The organism is Staphylococcus coagulans, assembly GCF_022557135.1.
GTDB classification, from domain to species: Bacteria; Bacillota; Bacilli; order Staphylococcales; family Staphylococcaceae; genus Staphylococcus; species Staphylococcus coagulans.
The window spans coordinates 2,270,425-2,289,907 of record NZ_CP092966.1; the positions used below are offsets into that span (position 1 = coordinate 2,270,425).

The 19,483-nt window shown below is 37.3% G+C and carries 22 protein-coding genes; 5 read left to right on the top strand and 17 right to left on the bottom strand.

Features of this window, described 5'->3' with window-relative positions; translation table 11 throughout:
• Positions 1 to 128 precede the first annotated feature (128 nt).
• Together KM149_RS10900 and KM149_RS10905 are read right to left on the bottom strand one after the other, a co-directional pair.
• The gene (locus KM149_RS10900) at positions 129 to 1,895 is read right to left on the bottom strand and encodes a DHA2 family efflux MFS transporter permease subunit (RefSeq protein ID WP_241415393.1); all 1,767 of its coding nucleotides are present in this window, start codon (positions 1,893 to 1,895) and stop codon (positions 129 to 131) included.
• A gap of 14 nt (positions 1,896 to 1,909) precedes the next feature.
• The gene (locus KM149_RS10905; protein ID WP_060830342.1) at positions 1,910 to 2,557 is read right to left on the bottom strand and encodes an HlyD family secretion protein; all 648 of its coding nucleotides are present in this window, start codon (positions 2,555 to 2,557) and stop codon (positions 1,910 to 1,912) included.
• Positions 2,558 to 2,684: 127 nt separating this feature from the next.
• Here KM149_RS10905 and KM149_RS10910 point away from each other — a divergent pair, with 127 nt between their 5' ends.
• The gene (locus KM149_RS10910) at positions 2,685 to 3,248 is read left to right on the top strand and encodes a TetR/AcrR family transcriptional regulator (protein ID WP_165545134.1); all 564 of its coding nucleotides are present in this window, start codon (positions 2,685 to 2,687) and stop codon (positions 3,246 to 3,248) included.
• A 425-nt stretch (positions 3,249 to 3,673) separates the two neighbouring features.
• Here KM149_RS10910 and KM149_RS10915 read toward each other — a convergent pair whose 3' ends face one another.
• The 5 genes from KM149_RS10915 to KM149_RS10935 all read right to left on the bottom strand — a co-directional run bounded on the left by KM149_RS10915 (position 3,674) and on the right by KM149_RS10935 (position 7,583).
• On the bottom strand, positions 3,674 to 4,222 hold the full coding sequence (locus KM149_RS10915) for a GNAT family N-acetyltransferase (RefSeq protein WP_060830344.1): 549 nt from the start codon (positions 4,220 to 4,222) through the stop codon (positions 3,674 to 3,676).
• A 143-nt stretch (positions 4,223 to 4,365) separates the two neighbouring features.
• Positions 4,366 to 5,817, bottom strand: coding sequence for an APC family permease (locus KM149_RS10920; protein WP_241415394.1), 1,452 nt, complete (start codon positions 5,815 to 5,817; stop codon positions 4,366 to 4,368).
• 391 nt (positions 5,818 to 6,208) lie between these two features.
• On the bottom strand, positions 6,209 to 6,571 hold the full coding sequence (locus tag KM149_RS10925; protein WP_050331735.1) for a DUF423 domain-containing protein: 363 nt from the start codon (positions 6,569 to 6,571) through the stop codon (positions 6,209 to 6,211).
• Between the two features lie 15 nt (positions 6,572 to 6,586).
• Positions 6,587 to 6,913, bottom strand: coding sequence for a DUF5327 family protein (locus KM149_RS10930; RefSeq protein ID WP_165545136.1), 327 nt, complete (start codon positions 6,911 to 6,913; stop codon positions 6,587 to 6,589).
• A complete protein-coding gene (locus tag KM149_RS10935; protein WP_306669211.1) occupies positions 6,906 to 7,583 on the bottom strand; it encodes a uracil-DNA glycosylase in 678 nt (225 codons plus the stop codon). Before KM149_RS10935 ends, KM149_RS10930 begins: the two co-directional genes overlap by 8 nt.
• A gap of 186 nt (positions 7,584 to 7,769) precedes the next feature.
• Between KM149_RS10935 and thiD the strand changes: the two genes are divergently transcribed.
• Positions 7,770 to 8,600 carry a bifunctional hydroxymethylpyrimidine kinase/phosphomethylpyrimidine kinase gene (gene thiD, locus KM149_RS10940; RefSeq protein WP_050331738.1) on the top strand — a complete coding sequence of 277 codons (831 nt, stop codon included), beginning with the start codon at positions 7,770 to 7,772 and terminating at the stop codon, positions 8,598 to 8,600.
• 208 nt (positions 8,601 to 8,808) lie between these two features.
• On the opposite strand, the gene KM149_RS10945 is transcribed toward thiD, so the two are convergent.
• The 10 genes from KM149_RS10945 to KM149_RS10990 all read right to left on the bottom strand — a co-directional run bounded on the left by KM149_RS10945 (position 8,809) and on the right by KM149_RS10990 (position 17,044).
• On the bottom strand, positions 8,809 to 9,066 hold the full coding sequence (locus tag KM149_RS10945) for a hypothetical protein (protein ID WP_182280421.1): 258 nt from the start codon (positions 9,064 to 9,066) through the stop codon (positions 8,809 to 8,811).
• Entirely contained in the window at positions 9,063 to 9,422 is a 360-nt protein-coding gene (locus KM149_RS10950) for a hypothetical protein (RefSeq protein WP_050331740.1), read from the bottom strand. Before KM149_RS10950 ends, KM149_RS10945 begins: the two co-directional genes overlap by 4 nt.
• Positions 9,394 to 10,536 (bottom strand): thiolase family protein, encoded by a 1,143-nt coding sequence (locus KM149_RS10955; protein ID WP_165545139.1) that lies wholly within the window; start codon positions 10,534 to 10,536, stop codon positions 9,394 to 9,396. The genes KM149_RS10950 and KM149_RS10955 overlap by 29 nt, the downstream gene beginning before the upstream one ends.
• Positions 10,533 to 11,888: an AMP-binding protein gene (locus KM149_RS10960; RefSeq protein ID WP_241415395.1), complete on the bottom strand. Its 1,356-nt coding sequence runs from the start codon at positions 11,886 to 11,888 to the stop codon at positions 10,533 to 10,535. Before KM149_RS10960 ends, KM149_RS10955 begins: the two co-directional genes overlap by 4 nt.
• A gap of 246 nt (positions 11,889 to 12,134) precedes the next feature.
• The gene (locus tag KM149_RS10965) at positions 12,135 to 12,821 is read right to left on the bottom strand and encodes a 2,3-diphosphoglycerate-dependent phosphoglycerate mutase (protein ID WP_016424335.1); all 687 of its coding nucleotides are present in this window, start codon (positions 12,819 to 12,821) and stop codon (positions 12,135 to 12,137) included.
• A gap of 550 nt (positions 12,822 to 13,371) precedes the next feature.
• A complete protein-coding gene (locus KM149_RS10970; RefSeq protein ID WP_182280419.1) occupies positions 13,372 to 14,058 on the bottom strand; it encodes a flavin reductase family protein in 687 nt (228 codons plus the stop codon).
• 283 nt (positions 14,059 to 14,341) lie between these two features.
• Positions 14,342 to 14,890 carry a 6-phospho-3-hexuloisomerase gene (hxlB, locus tag KM149_RS10975; protein WP_165546012.1) on the bottom strand — a complete coding sequence of 183 codons (549 nt, stop codon included), beginning with the start codon at positions 14,888 to 14,890 and terminating at the stop codon, positions 14,342 to 14,344.
• Between the two features lies 1 nt (position 14,891).
• Complete coding sequence (gene hxlA / locus KM149_RS10980; RefSeq protein WP_016424326.1) at positions 14,892 to 15,530, bottom strand: 3-hexulose-6-phosphate synthase; 639 nt, start codon at positions 15,528 to 15,530, stop codon at positions 14,892 to 14,894.
• Positions 15,531 to 15,640: 110 nt separating this feature from the next.
• Positions 15,641 to 16,363 (bottom strand): glucosamine-6-phosphate deaminase, encoded by a 723-nt coding sequence (gene nagB, locus KM149_RS10985; protein ID WP_050346058.1) that lies wholly within the window; start codon positions 16,361 to 16,363, stop codon positions 15,641 to 15,643.
• A gap of 9 nt (positions 16,364 to 16,372) precedes the next feature.
• Positions 16,373 to 17,044: an N-acetylmannosamine-6-phosphate 2-epimerase gene (locus KM149_RS10990; protein ID WP_060830358.1), complete on the bottom strand. Its 672-nt coding sequence runs from the start codon at positions 17,042 to 17,044 to the stop codon at positions 16,373 to 16,375.
• Positions 17,045 to 17,456: 412 nt separating this feature from the next.
• Here KM149_RS10990 and KM149_RS10995 point away from each other — a divergent pair, with 412 nt between their 5' ends.
• From KM149_RS10995 to bshB2, 3 genes are all read left to right on the top strand, one after another.
• A complete protein-coding gene (locus KM149_RS10995) occupies positions 17,457 to 18,302 on the top strand; it encodes a MurR/RpiR family transcriptional regulator (RefSeq protein WP_165546013.1) in 846 nt (281 codons plus the stop codon).
• 79 nt (positions 18,303 to 18,381) lie between these two features.
• Entirely contained in the window at positions 18,382 to 18,741 is a 360-nt protein-coding gene (locus KM149_RS11000; protein ID WP_165546029.1) for a YojF family protein, read from the top strand.
• Positions 18,742 to 18,759: 18 nt separating this feature from the next.
• Positions 18,760 to 19,437 (top strand): bacillithiol biosynthesis deacetylase BshB2, encoded by a 678-nt coding sequence (gene bshB2 / locus KM149_RS11005; protein ID WP_060830361.1) that lies wholly within the window; start codon positions 18,760 to 18,762, stop codon positions 19,435 to 19,437.
• Positions 19,438 to 19,483: the final 46 nt, after the last annotated feature.

The window sequence follows — 19,483 nt, forward strand, 5'->3', positions numbered from 1 at the left end:
TCTGTGCGACTTTGTAGGGCAATATCATATATTTTATGAGGACTGCGATTCACAACAATCATTAAGTGAAACACACCTCATTGATACACAACCTATCAAATTTTATAAGATAGTAGTTGTGATTAATTTTATTCGTGTGAAATATAATGTGATTTCCCTTTTAGGAAAAAGCTTAAAAATAGTGCTAAACCACTTAATGCAGTCGCGATCCAAAACGCACTATTCACACCATCAACAGATGCTAATTGATTCATAAATCGAATAATCGCAGCCATTGCATGGTCTTGGCCACCCATTTGTTGCGCCATTTCTTGCAATTCGTCTTTGATTGCTGGGTTCGTACGGTCTAGGTCTTGTTGGAAAGTTGCAAGATGTTGGTCAGTTTGTTGCGTCATCACTGTAACCAAAATCGCAGTACCAATTGAACCTGCAAGTTGTCTCATTGTATTAACAAGTGCATTACCATGAGAAATGAGACGAGATGGAAGAGAGTTAATACCCGCAGTCATAATTGGCATCATTACAAAACTCATACCAAATGAACGAATAATGTAAATCATTAAAATACTACGATATGGTGTATCCATAGTCAGCTGTGTAAGCTCCCATGTCCCGTAGGTAGTAATCGCCAAACCAAGAATGGCAATAGGTTTAACCCCTATCGTATCTAATAACTTACCAGCGATCGGTCCCATAACCCCCATGATTAGCGCACCTGGTAATAAAAGTAACCCAGAATCTAGTGGTGAAAAACCACGTAAACTTTGGAGGTAAAGTGGTAATAAAATCATACCGCCAAAGAGACTCATGGTAAGTATCATATTAATAATTGCTGTTAATGTGAAGCCAGAATATTTAAGGACTTCAAAACTTAGCATTGGTACTTTCATTGTCATCTCACGAACGACAAAGGCAATTGTAAACACTGTACCGATAATGAACATAATCACAATTTTAGGTGATGTCCAACCATCGTTACCCGCTTCACTAAAGCCATATAATAGCGCACCAAAACCGATTGTACTAAATATGATACCTGGAATATCTGCTCTTGGGTTTGTCGTTCTTTGATAAATACCAAACCAAAGAAAACCAACTAAAAGCGAAATAATACCAATCACAAACATACCTATAAACATAGAGTGCCAATCATAGTTTTCAACAACATAACCTGATAATGTAGGTCCAATTGCTGGTGCTAAGATCATTGCAATCCCTAATGTTCCCATAGCCATACCACGTTTTTCAGGCGGGAAGATGGTCATAAATACATTTGTACCAAGTGGCATTAAGACACCTGCACCCATCGCTTGAAGCACACGTCCAACCATCATAATTGGGAAGCCCCATGCAATACCACAGACGAATGAACCAATTGTAAATAAAAGCATCGCAATTAAGAATAATCGTCGATAAGAATATTTATTGAATAAAAAGGCACTGATTGGAATTAAAATCCCGTTCACCAACATAAAACCGGTCATTAACCATTGTCCTGTTGAAGCGGAAATATTAAAGTCCGTATTAAGTTGTGGCAATGCTGTATTCAATAATGTTTGGTTTAAAATCGCTATAAACATACCAAATATCATTGCGATTAATACTTTGCTACGAGTGGTACCTTTTTTGAACACAAAGTCTTGCGTTGCATCTGCAACTTTTTCATTCACAGGTTGACGTGGAACATGCGTCTCATGAGAAGCTTGCGCATTTGAATGATCATCGTCTAGTGTGAAAGTATGCTGACTTTGATGGGGTTCATTTGATGTTGTCATCGACTGTGTTGACGATTTGCGATGTTGTTGTTGTGGTTTACGCTTTTTACCACGGACTAAAATCCAGTTAAGTATAATAGTCACAATAAGGGCAAGAATTGTATAAATCATCACAAACATTTGATGACCCCCTTTTAATTTTTGTGAATACTTACTTCAGCGTTCATACCTGGAACAACACCACTTGATGGTTGATTGTCTAATTTGATTTTAACTGGAACAACTTGCGTTACTTTTGTGTAATTACCGTCACTATTTGATGAAGGCATCAATGAAAAGCTTGATGCAGTTGCATGACCAATTCGGTCAACTTTACCTTTAATCTTAGAATGCTCGCCATCGATAGAAACATCGACATCACGACCTTCTTCTACATCTTTAATGTCTGTTTCATCAACATTTGCAGTGATGTATAAGTCGTCCATGTCATAAGCATAAGCGATAGGTTGACCTGCTTGAGCAATACCTTCGTTTTGCCCATCGAGTTTAGCGATTGTTGCAGTTTGTGGCATTTTAATTGATACAGATTGTGGAGAACCATTTTCTCCTTTTCCTTGTACTTTAGCCACTGTATCGCCCTTATCTAGTTTTTGTCCTTCATGCACGTCCAAACCATCGATTTTACCTGATACTGGACTTGCAATTTTAATTTGATCGCCATCGACTTTTGCATTATCTGTTTTGATATAACTTACAGATTGATTGTAAAAATAAAAGCCGACAACACCAATAATAATTAAAAGAACGATTGTTACAATGTTAATCGTTATTATTTTCTTCATTGTCTTTACTCCCTTTCTCCAATAAAGTAACTCTTGTATTATAAAATGATTTTTTCATAAAAAATAGAGACAATCTTTTTAAATGTGTCGGATTTGAAAATATATTATAATAACAATTGGTGATACTATGACGAAATCAAAATCAAAAGCAAGGCGTCAAATTATTAAAGCGATGATTCGCTTATTGAAGACTGAACCCCTTGAATCTATTACAATTAAACAAATTTGTGCAGAGAGCGGTGTCCATCGTTCTACTTTTTATGCACAGTTCGAAGATAAATATCAATTATTTGAGAAACTTACGACTTATCATATGACGAAATACGAGCACCTTATTAGTTATCTTGTCGATGTCGTAGAAAATCATTCTCTTCCAGAAGTTAAAACGACAATTTTGAAAGTGTTTCGACTGCTGTTTCGCTATTTAAAACGTCATCGTACATTTTTTACCGCGATTATCGTCACACAGCCGCAACCTGAGTTAATGCGAAGTTATATTCAATATACTTATGGGGCCTATGAGAAAATGCTAAAGCATTTACCAGAATTAAAGCAGACGCAATATTTTATCCATTACACGCTAGGTGGACAAATTGCGATTGTTTATAGTTGGCTCTCAAAAGGGTGTCAAGAATCTCCTGATGCCATGGCAGATACCTTGTATTCAAATGTACTTAAAATGAATAGATAATTTAAGGGACGGATTGAGAGAAAATTGGAGAATACACAATCATGTGCCTTTCACAAGGCTAAGACATATAGCTTTCATCTAAGCAAAGGTTTTAACTTATTAATGGTAGAAATCTATTTCTCACGATATGGTTATGTCAAAACCTTAAAAGCACAGTTAATGTCTGTTTAAATCGCAGTCAAATAGGCCTGTCTCATCACTAACAGTCGCTACGCTATTAATGTGAGCCAGGCCCTTTATTGGAGAACTTTTTGAAAATGAAAAACACAAAATGATATGCTTATACTGTTCATATATTTTGCTTAACACTAATGTAACATGTTTTTAAACTTTTTGGGATAGAAATATTGAAATTTCATTAATTTTTTATGAAATTTTTAAACTTTTTATTTATGTTGTGTGTTTGGAATGTCGCGAATCGTTTTTCAACCATAATAATCAGATTTTAAAAGTTCATAGTAATTTATGTCTTCATATTGGTGGTTGCTAAACTCATCCTCGTATTTTACCCCTATCCACCGAAAACCAACCTTCTCCGCTACTCGATTGCTCCCTTTATTGTTAACATTGGCACGTAATTCCAATTTATTGAGTGCCAAATCTTCAAATGCAATATCGCACAATAGTTTTACAGCATTTGTCGTAATCCCTCGCTTTGTATATGCTTCTGCAAGCCAATAGCCTACCTCTGCTTTTCGTGTTTCTTTATCAAATGCATGTAAATCTATCATTCCGATGAATTGCTCCTCATCAAAAATCAAATAAAGCAACGCTTCACCTTTTGCAACTTGTGTTAACACCCCTTCTAAAAAATTTCTTTCAGCTTCTACTGTTGTTATATCGTCCACCCATTTTAAATAGCGACTTAAATGTGCGCTGTTTTGTTGTATGGCTTCCAATATTTCTTCTGCATATGCGATATGAGGATAAACGAGCGCGACGTCTCCCTCGATAGGTAATCTAAAATGATGCATCAACTCACCTCTTATTTTTCTGAAAATTATAACATTAGACAAAAATCTTTACAATCTCTTTTAATATATAGTCATAAATAAATAGAGCAATGCAAACTCCTAAATCAATTTTTAAAAGTTATACATTGCTCTACTGTTATTATTTATTCATTTAACATTTTATCAACATCACGTTTTTTTGTATCTAAAATTAATTGTGTTAACTCATCTTTATCCATACGTTTTAATTTTGGTAAACGAATTAAGAAGAAAATCAGTCCAAGTATTGTCCATCCACCAAGCGCAATATGAGATGGTAAAGACAATGAAGCTGGTGATATAGGAAGTAACAATAACATTAAGAAAATAAACGCAATCACCGAACCGACAATAGCAAATATTTTATAAACTGGACCATAAGTTCGACTGTTTTTATCAAAACTAAACAATTTAGCAGCGGATAGACAAGTAACAAAATAAGCGATAGAAACACCTGTAGATGACATATCTACAATCCAAGTTAATGCTGTACGCCCTAACCAAGGTGCAATTAACGTAATCGCTACTAAGAAAATAATCGCCACATACGGCGTTTTGTATCGATGATGCAATTTACTAAATACTGAAGGCATAATGCCTGAACGTCCCATTGAGAAGAGCAAGCGACTTGCGCTCAATAAGAAACCATTCAATCCAGTAAAAATCCCCATAACAATTGCAATCGTCAATACACCTAAGCCAATCGTACCGAAAGCTTCACGCGTTACAGATCCTGTTAACCAAAGATCACTGTTTCCCCCTGCTAACCAACCTGTGTATAATATCATCATAATGTAAGTCACACTTGCAGCAAGTAAGCTATAAACAATCAATTTGAATGTTTTATTTGGAGAAAAATTAAATTCCTCTGCGGTTTGTGGAATATTATCAAAACCAACAAAAGCCCATGGTGCAACCGCTACTATCATAATAATCGCTTTAAACCATCCATATTCAGGTCCATTGTATGGTTTTAAATTATCAAAAGAAAAATTAGAACCAAAGAAAGAACCTACGAATAATAATGCCACGACAATAACCATTGCGACACAAAAGTAGTATTGAAGTGATCCTGAGACACTCGTCCCTTTAATCGCAATCAACATAAAAATAATCAATAATAATGAAGCAATGATTATTTCAGTAATATAGACGTCCCATCCCGCGATGGTATATAATTTTCCAAATTCAATAACATCTGGCAGTAAAAACTTAATTAATAAACTAAATGCCGTCGCATTCAACGCAACTACACATATGTAACCGAATGTTAAAAACCATGCCGAGAAAAAGCTCACATAGCGTCCAAATCCTAAAAAGCTGAACGCAAAGCCACCACCTGATACTGGGAATCGCTCTACTAATGCACCGTAACTCACCGCAATAATAATCATTAATAACGCACCGATAAAAATACCGATAGATGCTGCGATCGGTCCTGAAGCTTTAATCCAATCCCCCGGAAGAATAAATGAGCCCCATCCTATACATGACCCATAAGCAATCGCCCACACAAACTTTTCAGATAAGTTTTGTTGGAGGTCTCCACGATCAGGTTTTCCGTTCTTTGTATTCATTATCATTTCACCCCTGAGTGTTATTATACCCCTGTTATAAATTTTTATAACAATTATTTTTGGCATATCAAAAATAAATCATACCTTAAAATTAAAAAAAGTGCGATAAAAAAAGGCGCTCTATTTATTGTCAAACTTTTACAAAAATATGCATCATTATTTCGTATCATGGCACAAATCCTTTTGCGACAAACAAATTTAATGCCCATCTTTATATCTAGCAATAAAAAACGTTACCTTAAATGTATAATAATTACACTCTAGGTAACGCTTTTATAAAATTGATTAAGTTATTCTTTTAATAAATATTAAAATGACTAAATAGCTCTGTACTTAAATATACATTGCCATCAAATGAATTGCTCTACTTGATACTTTTAAACATACCCACTTACAGTTTAAAAGCGGCAATAGCTAACATCAGCCAACTTATTACAAAGAGAACACCACCGATTGGAGTAATCGCACCGAGGATACTCACTTGCGTTAAGGATAAAATATAAAGAGATCCACTGAAGCATACGATACCGATGAACATTAACCAACCGGCCCAGCCCACATTAAGATGTAAAGCACCGCCAATAATGCCTATCAATATTAAACCTAAACCATGATACATTTGATACATTGTTGCTTTTTCCCATACTGACATGTAGTGCTCTGATAACTTGCCATCCAATGCATGTGCGCCAAATGCACCTGTACCTACTGCCATTAACGCGTTTAATGCGCCTAATATGATAAATACTTTCATTTTATTTCCTCCTCTTTAAAAATCAAAAATAGATGCGCCGTTCCCCACTTCATCATCTGTTACCATACGTTGATTTGAATCTAATTGTTGTGGAGACGAGGACACCTTACCGCCCATCATTTTGATTTCTTCGTCAGTCACCTCAGATGAACGTGACGTATGACGATTTTTGTTTGTTTCTGATAACTTATGCTTTGAAAACTTTGGTGTTTCCTCATCAACATATAAAGATGTCAATGTGTGTATCGCATAAATGTGTTTATGAAATGCTTCATCTGTTGTTGCTGCATCCGCTTGCACTAATTCCTGTTCCAACAATTGAATCAGTTTTTCTTTATTCATCGAATTTCTCCTTACCTTCACACCAATGGATTGGCTTTAATCCTTGTGATTCTAGATATTGATTTGCTCTTGAATAGGGTTTTGAACCAAAGAAGCCTCGATGTGCAGACAATGGACTTGGATGGGGCGACTTGATGACATGATGTTTTGTAGTATCGATTAAACGTTCTTTTTGTTGCGCCGGTTTACCCCAAAGGATAAAAACAACACCTTCTTTACCTTCAGATACTGCTTTAATAATTTCATCTGTAAAGACTTCCCAACCAATATCACGATGTGAGTGTGCCTGTCCTTGTCGAACTGTTAAGACTGTGTTCAATAAGAGAACGCCCTCTCTTGCCCAATCTTGTAAATGAGGGGAAGTTCGTTGACACCCGATATCATCTGCAAGCTCTTGATACATATTACGCAGTGATGGTGGAAACTTTGCGTTAGGCTGTACAGAAAAAGCTAACCCATGGGCTTGATTTGGACCATGATAAGGATCTTGTCCTAATATCACAACTTTAACATTTTCAAAAGGCGTTAAATCAAAGGCTTGATAAATGTTTTTTCTATCTGGATATACAATTTGCGTAGAATATTCTTTTTCTAAAAAATCGTGCATAGCCTGAAAGTCATGTTTTGTTGTAATTTCATGAAATATTGTTGACCAATCCATCTTTTTCACCTCGTTGACATTTTACCATAATTCGTCATGAATCGTGTTCTTTCATTTTAGATTCAAACATTCCATATGCATACGATAGGTGACCATGATAAGATAGTATGTAACTAAATAACTATGGAGACGTATTGATATGCGGATTTTGTCGGTCCAATATCAATAAGTTAGATTTAAAGGAGTGCGTATATTATGGCTTTAAAAAAAGTATTAACAATTGCAGGTTCAGATACGAGTGCTGGTGCAGGCATGCAAGCAGATTTAAAAACTTTCCAAGAACTAGACACATATGGCATGGTCGCATTAGCTGCAATCGTAACAATGGATAAAGAAACATGGTCTCATGATGTCACACCGATTCCGTTTGATGTTTTTAATAAACAACTAGAAACTGTGATTAGTATTGGACCTGATGCAGTCAAAACAGGGATGCTCGGCACAGAAGAAATTATTCAGCGCGCAGGCGAAGCTTTTACTGAATCAGGTGCCAAATATTTTGTCGTCGACCCTGTGATGGTATGCAAAGGGGAAAATGAGGTTCTTAACCCGGGAAATACTGAAGCAATGATTCAATATTTATTGCCTAAAGCAACAGTAACAACACCTAACCTTTTTGAAGCGGGCCAATTGTCTGGCTTAGGTACATTGAAATCGATTGAAGATATGAAAAAAGCGGCACAAATCATTTACGACCAAGGTGCGCAACATGTTGTAATCAAAGGCGGTAAAGCATTAGATCAAGATAAATCTTATGACCTTTACTATGATGGTCAAACTTTCTATCAATTAACAACGGATATGTTCCAACAAAGTTATAACCATGGTGCAGGCTGTACTTTTGCAGCGGCGACAACTGCGAACTTAGCGAACGGTCAAACACCAAAAGAAGCAGTCGTTAATGCAAAAGCATTCGTCGCTTCTGCGATTAAAAACGGTTGGAAAATGAATGAATTTGTTGGCCCAGTCGATCACGGTGCTGCCAATCGTATCGAACAAATTGAAGTTGAAGTAACAGAAGTATAACTGTAGAGATACAAATACATTTAATAGAGCAAGACAGAAATCAATTTGATTTCGTCGCCCTACCCCGGCAAAGATGATTCGGACTGTATAAGTTAGCAAGCCACTAATCATCTTTGCCTTTATTTAAAACTTTTTCCATGGATTAAGATATACATATCCACTCATAACGCTTTATTGCCGCATTCGCGCTTTTTCTACACTGAATTTCTCACATATAGCGAATCGTTAATTTAGTCTCTTCATTTGCGCCTACAACTTGGATTAAGTGTGCCATTTGACGTATCTCTAATTGTTCATCCACACGTATAGGCTGCTGATATTTTACTTTATACACTTTTGGCTGCCATTTCAACACATGCCAGACCCTTTCCACCACCATTTGACCGGGCACAATATGCACATGAATCGGATTATCATCTTTAACGATATTGACATAGTTTTGTATGACTTCTAATGAAAATTTCAATGTCCCACCCGCTTCACAAATGTCTGTTGTATTGTATTATCATGAGGTAAAGCAAGCTCAAATTGAAAGCGTTCAAATCCTTTAATCTTTTTATACGCCATATAAGTCATTGTTGCTTCTATTGATGCCTCATATAAAATGGCTTGAGGCTGATTTACATTTGTCTCTACTAAAGTAATGGCTTCTCCAATAAAAGGTTGAAACAGTTCAAATTTTGACCAATAGCGCGCAAAAAATAATAAGGGGATTGTCGTTGTTGAAGCGTCATCAAATAACGCTTGATAATCCATTAATGCTTGTTGCTCAATATTTAAATAACGGGTTTCTTTACGCCCAACGTTCAAATAACGCTGCATTACCCATACCGCCTCCAATCCCCATCGTAGCAATGGTTCTGTGCGCATCCATCATATAAAATAATCGAGTGACTAAAATGGCCCCGCTTGCACTATAAGGGTGTCCCATCGCAATGGCACCGCCAAAACGATTGAGTTGATCATTGCGAATGTCTAGCTCTCGCTGTGATGCAAGCACTTGTGAACTGAACGCTTCATTTAACTCTACAGCATCAATTTGTTCGATTGTCAGTTGTTGCTGTTCTAGAATGCGCTTTACTGCTGGAACTGGACCTATCCCTAATAGATTGGGATCAACACCGACCATCGCATAATCAACAAATGCTAATCCTTGTGTCAAACCGAGTTGCCCTGCTTTTTGTTCAGACATCACTACAACTAAACATGCTCCGTCATGCTTAAGGCAACAATTGCCGACTGTTACCGTACCACCTTCACGTAGCGGTTTTAAACGTGCGATACGTTCATATTGGATTTTCGGCTTTACACTTTCATCATGAAGCATCTGTTGTCCATTTACAGAAAGCGGTAATATTTCAGGTTCTATGACACCCATCGCTATCGCTTGGCTCGTGCGGTGATGACTTTGAACCGCAAACCGATCTTGGTCTTCTCTTGTCACGTGGTATTGTTTTGCGACATTGTCGGCGGCTTCAATCATACTCGGATCTTGACCCTCTGGCGCAAATGGTGCGCGTTCATAAAAAGTTGGGGGACTGGAAGGATATAATGATGTCGGTTTTTCCATTTTCCAGGGCGCACGACTCACACTCTCTACGCCACCAGCGATGTAAAAATCTCCCGCGCCACTTTCAATCAACCGACACGCTAAATGAATGGCTTCTAAACCTGAACCACATTGTCGATCAACTGTAAGTCCAGGAATCGACACATCGATGCCCGCTTCTAATAAACTTTTGCGTGCAATATTCCCTCCTTTGCCAACAATATTTCCAATGATTACATCATCAAGTTCATCGAGCGGACACGGTAAATTTTCCACAAAATACTCAAATAATGGTTTTAATAATGCTTCGGGTTCCCATCTCTTTAATAACCCTCCATAAACGCCAATAGGTGTCCGTTTCGCTGCTACAATGACTGCTTTCGTCATTGATAATCACCTCTTTCATAACAAATTTGCGCATCTTTACGCGAAACTTTACCACTTGCAGTTTGTGGTAACGACGCAACACGAATAAATTTTGATGGTATTTCGTATCTTGAGACACGTGATGAAAGCCATTGTCGCACCGCATGGACATCCAACGTTGCAGTTCCTACATAAAGCGCTACGGCCAACTCACCTAGCTTATCGTGTGGACGGCGCACAATGACGGCCTCTGCAATTTCAGGCCATTGTTTAAGGTACTGTTCAATGACTGCAGGATAGACATTTTTTCCACCAATGATGAGACGGTCTTTTACACGGCCTTGTAAATACAACACATCCTCCTCTATTCGTGCATAATCCCCTGTCGCTATCCATTCATTGTCTTTTCCTTCACCCACATAGCCTGAAAATGTCATCGGGCTTTTCACAAATAATTGTCCTATACCGGCCTTGTCTTGTTCGCGTAAAGTCACTGCTACATTTGGAAACAAATGCCCAACAGAATCGAGAGGTGCCGTTTGATTACGATTAACACTGATAAAGCTTGCTTCTGACGTACCGAAAAACTCATCAATTGAACTCTCTGGAAACACTGCTTTCAGTTGTTTATGGCGACTGGGCGGTAACTTGTCTCCTGAAATAAAAATATGACGAACCCAAGGCGAATGTTGTCGCAAATGAATCCCATCATACACCATTGTAGGTACAAGAAACAAAGCACACGTCTGTTGTCGTTCTGCAAGGTCAGATAAACCTTTTGCCATATCGTATGTATCTTGTCCTATAAACGTTTTACCGTTCCACAACGCGTATATCAGGACATACAAAGTTAACGAATGTGCATAAGGGCCAAGCGCCATATACATCTGTACTGAAGTATCTAGCAACCTATCATTCACTTCAAATGAAGCAATCCATGACGGTAAGTCTCTCATAAAGCCCTTCGGTAAGCCTGTTGTCCCTGAGGTAAAACCGATATGTAATAATTGTGGCTTTTCGGATCGCTTATGAGATATTTCAAAAGATGTACACACTAACCCATCATCTCCCCAAACATACGGAATAGGATGTAACTTAATGAGCGCATCTCGTTGTTCCGACGACCATTGAGGACCGAGTACACAGGGTATACCTTGACGCATCAAGACCGCTAAATAAGCGACAATAAAATTCGCTGTTTGCGTATGCGTCAACATAACTTTTTGAAACGCAATAGCGGCAGTTATCGTTTCACTTTCCTCTTGTACATTTTGCCATAACATTTCGTAGGTAATGGGGACATCCTCCATCCATAACGCGAGATGCTTTGGCCTTTCTTGGGCATATCTTTCAAGTCGCTTTAACAATTCCAAATCCATCACACTTCTTTTTATACTTTTGCCCTATTTTAACATAGTAGTTGCTTTATCCATATGTGAAACTGATACTTCTATATCTCCGTATTATACATATGTTGAATCAATATGATGAAACCCCTTATCATCCCAAATTTAATTCAAATGATAACCAATGAAGATTTGTGCTTTTTCATATCAAAAAAAAGACCAGGATATCTCCTAGCCTTTTTAAGTCGCTTATTCTTTATAGCGATAACATTATTATAAGTAATATTTATCAATGACTTTTAAATCATCTGATAATTCATAAATAAGTGGTGCACCTGTTTTAATTTCATAACCGACAATATCTTCATCAGATACGCCTTCTAAGTATTTAATCAAGGCACGTAAAGAATTACCATGTGCGGATACAAGAACTGTCTTACCAGCTAATAATTCTTGTGAAATGTGATCATTCCAATATGGAATTACACGTACCAATGTATCTTTTAAACTTTCAGATTCAGGCATCACGCGTTTATCTAACAATTCATATTTACGATCTTTTAAATAACTTTCGCGTTGTGCTTCATCTTGTGCTGGTGGCGGGGTATCGTAAGAACGTCTCCAAATATGTACTTGATCTTCACCAAATTGTTTACGCGCTTCATCTTTGTTTAATCCTTGCAATCCACCGTAATGGCGTTCGTTCAAACGCCATGATTTAACAACAGGAACATACAGTTGATCTGATTCATTTAATAAATGAAATGTTGTTTTGATGGCACGTTTCAATAATGATGTGAACGCGATATCAACATTAATTCCTTGTTCTTTCATTTTTTTACCTGAAGTTATGGCTTCGTTATGTCCTTGTTCAGATAAATCAACGTCTGCCCATCCTGTAAATAAATTTTCAGCATTCCAAACGCTTTGGCCATGTCTACATAAAATAAGTTTTGGCATATTTTACCTTCTTTCTATACGTGAACGCCAATCGCATTAAATGTTAATCAAAAATAAACGTTCACGTGCTAATCAATGTATTAAAAAATGCGATTTTTTTATTATATAAATTGATTATAACAAGTTTTTTGATGCTTTTACATGATTTACACTTGATAAAATATGAATATATTGTTTCATTTCCTAGCTTACTTATTGCAAAACAATTAAATTACTTTAGAAGCGCGCACTTCTAAAAAACGCTATTAAAGTCAGTAGTCCTTATTGTTTACGACACTAATACTCGTATGCCTATATCATCTTTTCATATTTTATGATTGGCTATTCGATAAGTTTTCTTGTAATAAATTGGAATAAGATCTTCATCATGGATTATTTCATCCGCTTTTCTTAGACATAAAAGATATTCTAGAAACGGTTACACCAGATTCATTTCTAAAATATCTATATCGCCTATATCAAACTTTTTAGACTTCTTGTTGAATAAAAATCTAACTGAATCTTCCGCTTTTTCGCGATTATTGAGGTAATAATTCAAAAAAGGGACTTACTATGATTCAGACTTATTATCGAAGTTACGCCCCTCGAGTCCTGCAAGTTCTTCTTTCGTTGCTGCTGGTGCTTTCATTTCAAAAATTTGGTCAACGACTGTGTAATCATAGTAACCTAGACGCGCAATAGGACGGATAGACTTAATATCTAACTTTCCATTATCCATAATGACATCATCATCAATATGTACTTGCGCTACACGACCGATAACAATATCTACCGTCGAAACAGGGTCGCCAGTTGGAATACGAATTGTTTGGACATACTCACATTCAAAATGCACGGGTGACTCTTTGACACGGTAGCCTGGCGCTTCAATACATGCTTCTTTTGTCACACCTGCAAATTCAAACTCATCTTCCTCAGGTGGTAACGCTTTAGACGACAAGTTTACAGCTTCTCGCAATTCATATGTTGCCATGTTCCACACAAACCAACCTGTCTCTTCAGCATTTTTTACGGTATCTTTACGCTCATGATTTCCTAATACTGATTGATTCGCCGCAAACATCACCATTGGTGGATCCCACGTTAAATTTTGGTACTGGCTATAGGGCGCTAAATTGTCTTTTCCATCTTTTGAAACCGTTGAAATCCAACCAATCGGACGCGGTACCGTACTACTTTTAAATGGATCATGAGGTAAACCATGACTTCTAATCCCTTGTTTTGGTGAATAATCCATAACATTTCCTCCTTGGTAGATGACTTTGCTTTAATCCAACAAATCGTGTAATCAGTTTCTAATACATAAATTCTATTAAATTATAAGAAAATTCTATTAATCGAGTGTGTCGTGCGGATGAGACATAGCTGCACTTAATCTAAAAAAGCATTTAAAGCTAAAAGCAAGCCATGCAAATTCCTCTCAACGTATTAACATTTTCAAAAAAAGCTAGTTCCACATCACTACTGTAGAAACTAGCTTTTCCCTCAACTTCAAATCATTGATTTTATTTTTGATGATACTATTCTAAATTAGCATGGTTATTTTGCATGGTTGTCTCGTTTATATCTAATGCGGGCATTAAATCTAATACGACACCATCTAACATCAACTGCGCACTTTGCTCGAATAAACTACCGAGCGGTTGAGCAGAGCCTTCAGATTGATGTTTCGTACCTGCAGGAAGGACAAGCGTCACTTCTGCACGTTCACCTATCTCAGAATCAGCTTTTGTCGTTACTAAAGCAATTGTTGCACCTACTTCATGCGCTTTGTCGGCTAATAATTTTAAATGTGTCGTCGAACCTGAACCTGAAATGACAACGAGCAAATCCCCTTTTTGAATAGAGGGTGTTGTCGTTTCGCCGACGACATGCGCCTTTTGGCCAAGTTGGTTCAAACGCATCGCAAAACCATTTGCGACAAAACCCGAACGTCCTTTACCTGTCACAAACACCGCTTCTGCATTTAACACAGCTTGTTCAAATTGTCGGATGGCTTCTTCATCGACTTGAGACAATGTCTGTTCAAGCTCACGATGAATAAGTTCAAATTGCTGTTGAATAGCCATTTTATTTACCTTCAATCGCTTCACGAATTTGTTTTGCTGCTTCACGTGGATCGTCAGCGTTTGCGATACCGCCACCCACGATAATTAAGTCTGGCGATTCAGCAGCCACTTCTTTAACAGTTTCAGGTTTAATACCACCTGCAACTGCAACTTTTGCATTTTTAATGACAGATTTAACTTTCTTCAAGCTTTCTAGTGGCGATTGACCTTGTGCTTGTAAGTCATAACCTGTATGAACGGCAATGTAGTCCGCACCAAGTGCATCAATTTCTTTTGCACGTTTTTCTAAATCTTGTACTGCAATTAAGTCCACCAACAATTGTTTACCGTGTTTGTGCGCTTCTTCTACAGCATTTTTAATAGAAGCATCTTCTGCCACACCTAAAATCGTAACAACATCCGCACCAAATTTAACAGCTTGACTTACTTCATAGTCAGCTGCATCCATAATTTTTAAGTCTGCTAAAACTTTAACATCTTCATCTTTTACATTTTCTTTTAAATGTTGAACGGCAGGTAAGCCCTCATTAATTACGATAGGTGTTCCGATTTCTACAATGTCTACATAATCAGTTACCTTTTTAGCAAGTTCTGCTGCCTCTTCTTTATTTAGTAAGTCTATAGCTAATTGTAATTCCATGATTTCATCAATCCTCCGTCAAATTTGTAACTCTCATGATAACATGTTTACCCAACATATAAGAGATTAAACAAGTCGGATATCGATGAGATACTGGAAAGCCTTATCGATTAAGGCATTGCAGCATCATCTACAAACACTTCGACATGCGGGTGACGGTGCAATATTGATGCCGGCACTTCAGTTGTAATGGTTTTTGTCATTAATTGACGCATAGCCGCTCTTTTTTGCTCACCAAAAGCAAGCAAAATAATACGTTTTGCTTTCATAATTGAATGTAAGCCCATTGAAATCGCCTGTTTAGGTACGTCATCAATCGTTTCAAAATAACGGCTATTCGCTTGAATTGTACTTTCAGTCAAGTTGACACAATGCGTTAAGCTATCAAAAGAGGTACCTGGCTCATTAAAACCGATATGCCCATTTTGACCGATACCTAATATTTGAATGTCCACTGCACCACCTGCTTCTAATAACGATTCGTAACGTTTTGCTTCTGCTTGGATATCTTGTGCAATCCCATTCGGGAGATGGATACGCTCTGGATCAAAATGTGGGTAAGCGCTAAAAAGTACTTTCTGCATATATTGATAATAACTTTCTTCATGATTTGCATCTAAGCCAACATACTCATCTAAATTAAAAGTTTCAATATGTGAAACGTCTAATTGATTTTTTTGTAGTAGCTCGACTAAATATTCATACACTTTTACCATTGTACCGCCTGTCGCCAATCCTAAGCGACTCTCTTTTTGATACAACATTTGTTTGTAAAGTTCACATGCTACATGGAACGAGGCATGTGCTTCTGAACCTAAATTGATAATTTTCATCTTCGCATCCTACTCCTCAATCATTTTTACAAATCGTCTTGTAATATCTCGAGGTCTTGTAATTGCACCGCCTACTACTGCAGCATATACCCCTTTTTCAAATACAGTTTTCAACATTTCCGGTGTGATCACATTCCCTTCAGCAATCACTTTTTGCTGTACGACTGACAAAACATCTGTTAAAAATTTAAAGTCTTGATCATACAAAACTTGTCCTTGTGTTTCTTCTGTATAGCCTCTCAAAGTAGTTCCTATATAATCAAAGCCTAGACGATCCGCATTTTTAGCTTCTTCAATCGTCGCAATATCTGCCATAATTTCAACTTGTGGCGCTTTTTCTCTTATATATGTCACTAGTGTTTCTAAATCTTGCGCTGGACGTTCTCGCAATGTGGCATCTAGTGCTATCACTTCACAACCACTCTCAATTAGTTCATCCACTTCTTTTTGTGTCGCAGTGATAAAAACAGAGGAGTTAGGATAATCGCGTTTTACAATGCCTATAATAGGCAAGTCTACTTCTTTTTGAATTGCCATAATATCTGCTTTTGTATTTGCTCTTATCCCTACCGCGCCGCCTTCTTTGGCTGCTAAAGCCATTTTGCTCATAATCCAAGATGAATGCAACGGTTCATCTGGTAACGCTTGACACGATACGACCAAGCCTTGAGGTATTTTCATATTTTTCCACATTCCTTTCGTTGTCTGTTCATTTGTTTTGACCTGTATGACATAGGTTTACGCTTCGATTCAGCTATTTTTATCCATCATATGACTACTTTTCATTTTTTGAAGTATATATCTATTCATAGCCTACGCCATATTTCATTAAAAAAATCTGTCTGTATTTATGATTTCAATGATGCTTCATTCAATTCAAATCGTTCTACGCAACATCTTTCGCGGTTGAAAACATACGTCTAAAAATATTTCATCTTTAAAGTACAGTACAAGGTGGATAACTATGGCTTATGCTTTGCGTTTCAATGCATCATCTATCCACCTTCAATATATCATTTTGAAAATATCCGTCAATAAAATACATTGTTTTGAAAAATCTTTTCAAATACAATGAGATTAAAGGAGAATTGCTATGAAAATTGAAAATCGTATTCAACAATATCAACATCTTTTCACAAAAGTAGATCGACAAATTGCAAATTATATTTTAAATATCGATTACCAAATGGATATTGGCGCCATAAATAATTTAGCTGATGTGATTGGGGTATCGCCTTCAAGTGTGACGCGCTTTGCTTATAAACTACATTATGATAGCTTTCAATCTTTTCGATTCGCTATTCAACATGAATTGCAAGTGAAGCCGATTCATAATAGTCCGTCTATACAAATTTTGCACCAACACTATCGTTCAATTATGGATCATACCGGAGAATTTTTAGTTGAGTCAGATTTGCTCTACCTCGTAAATACCATTAGAAACAGCGAAAAAACAATTTTTATCGGTATTGGTAGTTCTGGACTGAGCGCGCAAGAACTTTACTTTCGTACTGCTCGTATGGGGTTTAATACGCTTGCGATTACTGATGCCCATTTAATGACTGTCGTCGGGCATATGTGCAATAACAAAACAACCATTGTTGCTTTTACCAATAGTGGTGCGACGCAAGAAATTATTGATAGCATTTATCATGGACACCAAAATGAAGCGACGATTATTGCTATTTCTCATTTGCGCACGCCTGCACTTGAAACTTATTGTGACCGTATTATTATCACTGCCGATCGCAGTCGTACGCATGATGCGTATTTTATTAATTCACAATTAGCCAATCACTTTATTATTGACCTTCTCAGCTATCATCTTTTACAAGATCAAGAGCGTCTTGATTATTTTACAGAAAGTTATCAACAGCTCGTGATGAGAAGACAACCCACACCTCAATTAAGTAAAGATTTGCTTTTATTTGAGGATTAAAATGAGCAGAGCTATATTAATTTTCTTTCTTTTTTAGTAAAATGGACAGATAACCATAATCAGGAAGGCAGTGAATTTTTTGCAACCGATTACAGAAACGACTGTTCAAAAATTATTTGATCACTATGCCAATGAACCTGTCTATATCCACGTTGAGACAACAAATGGCGCTTATGCGAATCATTTTGATCAGCGTGTATTCAACGCAGGCACATTTTTAAGAAATATACAGCTGACTTATCAGCACGCCCAACTTAAAGGGGGCGGCAAGGATCCTTATCGCGTAGGTTTAAAGCTCGACAACAACGGTTGGGTTTACGTTCAAGGCTTAACACACTATGAAGTGAACGATGATGAGGAGTTCTTATTAGCAGGATTTAATTATGAAGGTCAACTTGCGGCAGCACTTGAAATTAGTCGCAAACCTTTTAAGGCGTAGAAAGGAGTACGAATACAAATGACGATTGAAAAACATATTCTTGTCATCTTTCCTCATCCTGACGATGAGACATTCTCCTCTGCTGGTACACTTGCACGTTATATCAACGACGGTGTGCCAGTTACTTATGCTTGTCTGACACTTGGTCAAATGGCACGTAACTTAGGAAATCCCCCTATCGCGACACGCGAATCACTGCCTAATATTCGTGAACGCGAACTTGAAGATGCTGCAAAGGCGATTGGGATTACAGATTTACGTAAAATGGGGCTACGCGATAAAACGGTTGAATTTGAACCCCATGAAGAAATGGATGCGATGGTTCAAAAATTAATTGATGAGACGCAACCTACAACCATTATTTCTTTCTATCCTGGGCATGCGGTTCACCCAGATCATGAAGCGACTGCTGAAGCTGTTGTAAGAACAGTAGGTCGAATGGAAGAAAGTCGTCGCCCAAGATTACAACTTGTAGCATTCAGTAACGACGCCATTGATGTGCTCGGTGAACCTGATATCATCAATGACATTTCAGACTATAGAGACCAAAAATTTGCTGCTTTTGAGGCGCATCGTTCACAAACAGGTCCGTTTTTAGAACAACTTGCGAATCCTCAAGGACAGGCATCGGGTGTACCCAAAGATGCAGCAGCTTATTTAACAAGAGAAACATTTTGGACTTATCAATTTAAATAAATGGTATGACATTCGTATTACTGTGAAAATTTAGTGGAGGAAGATA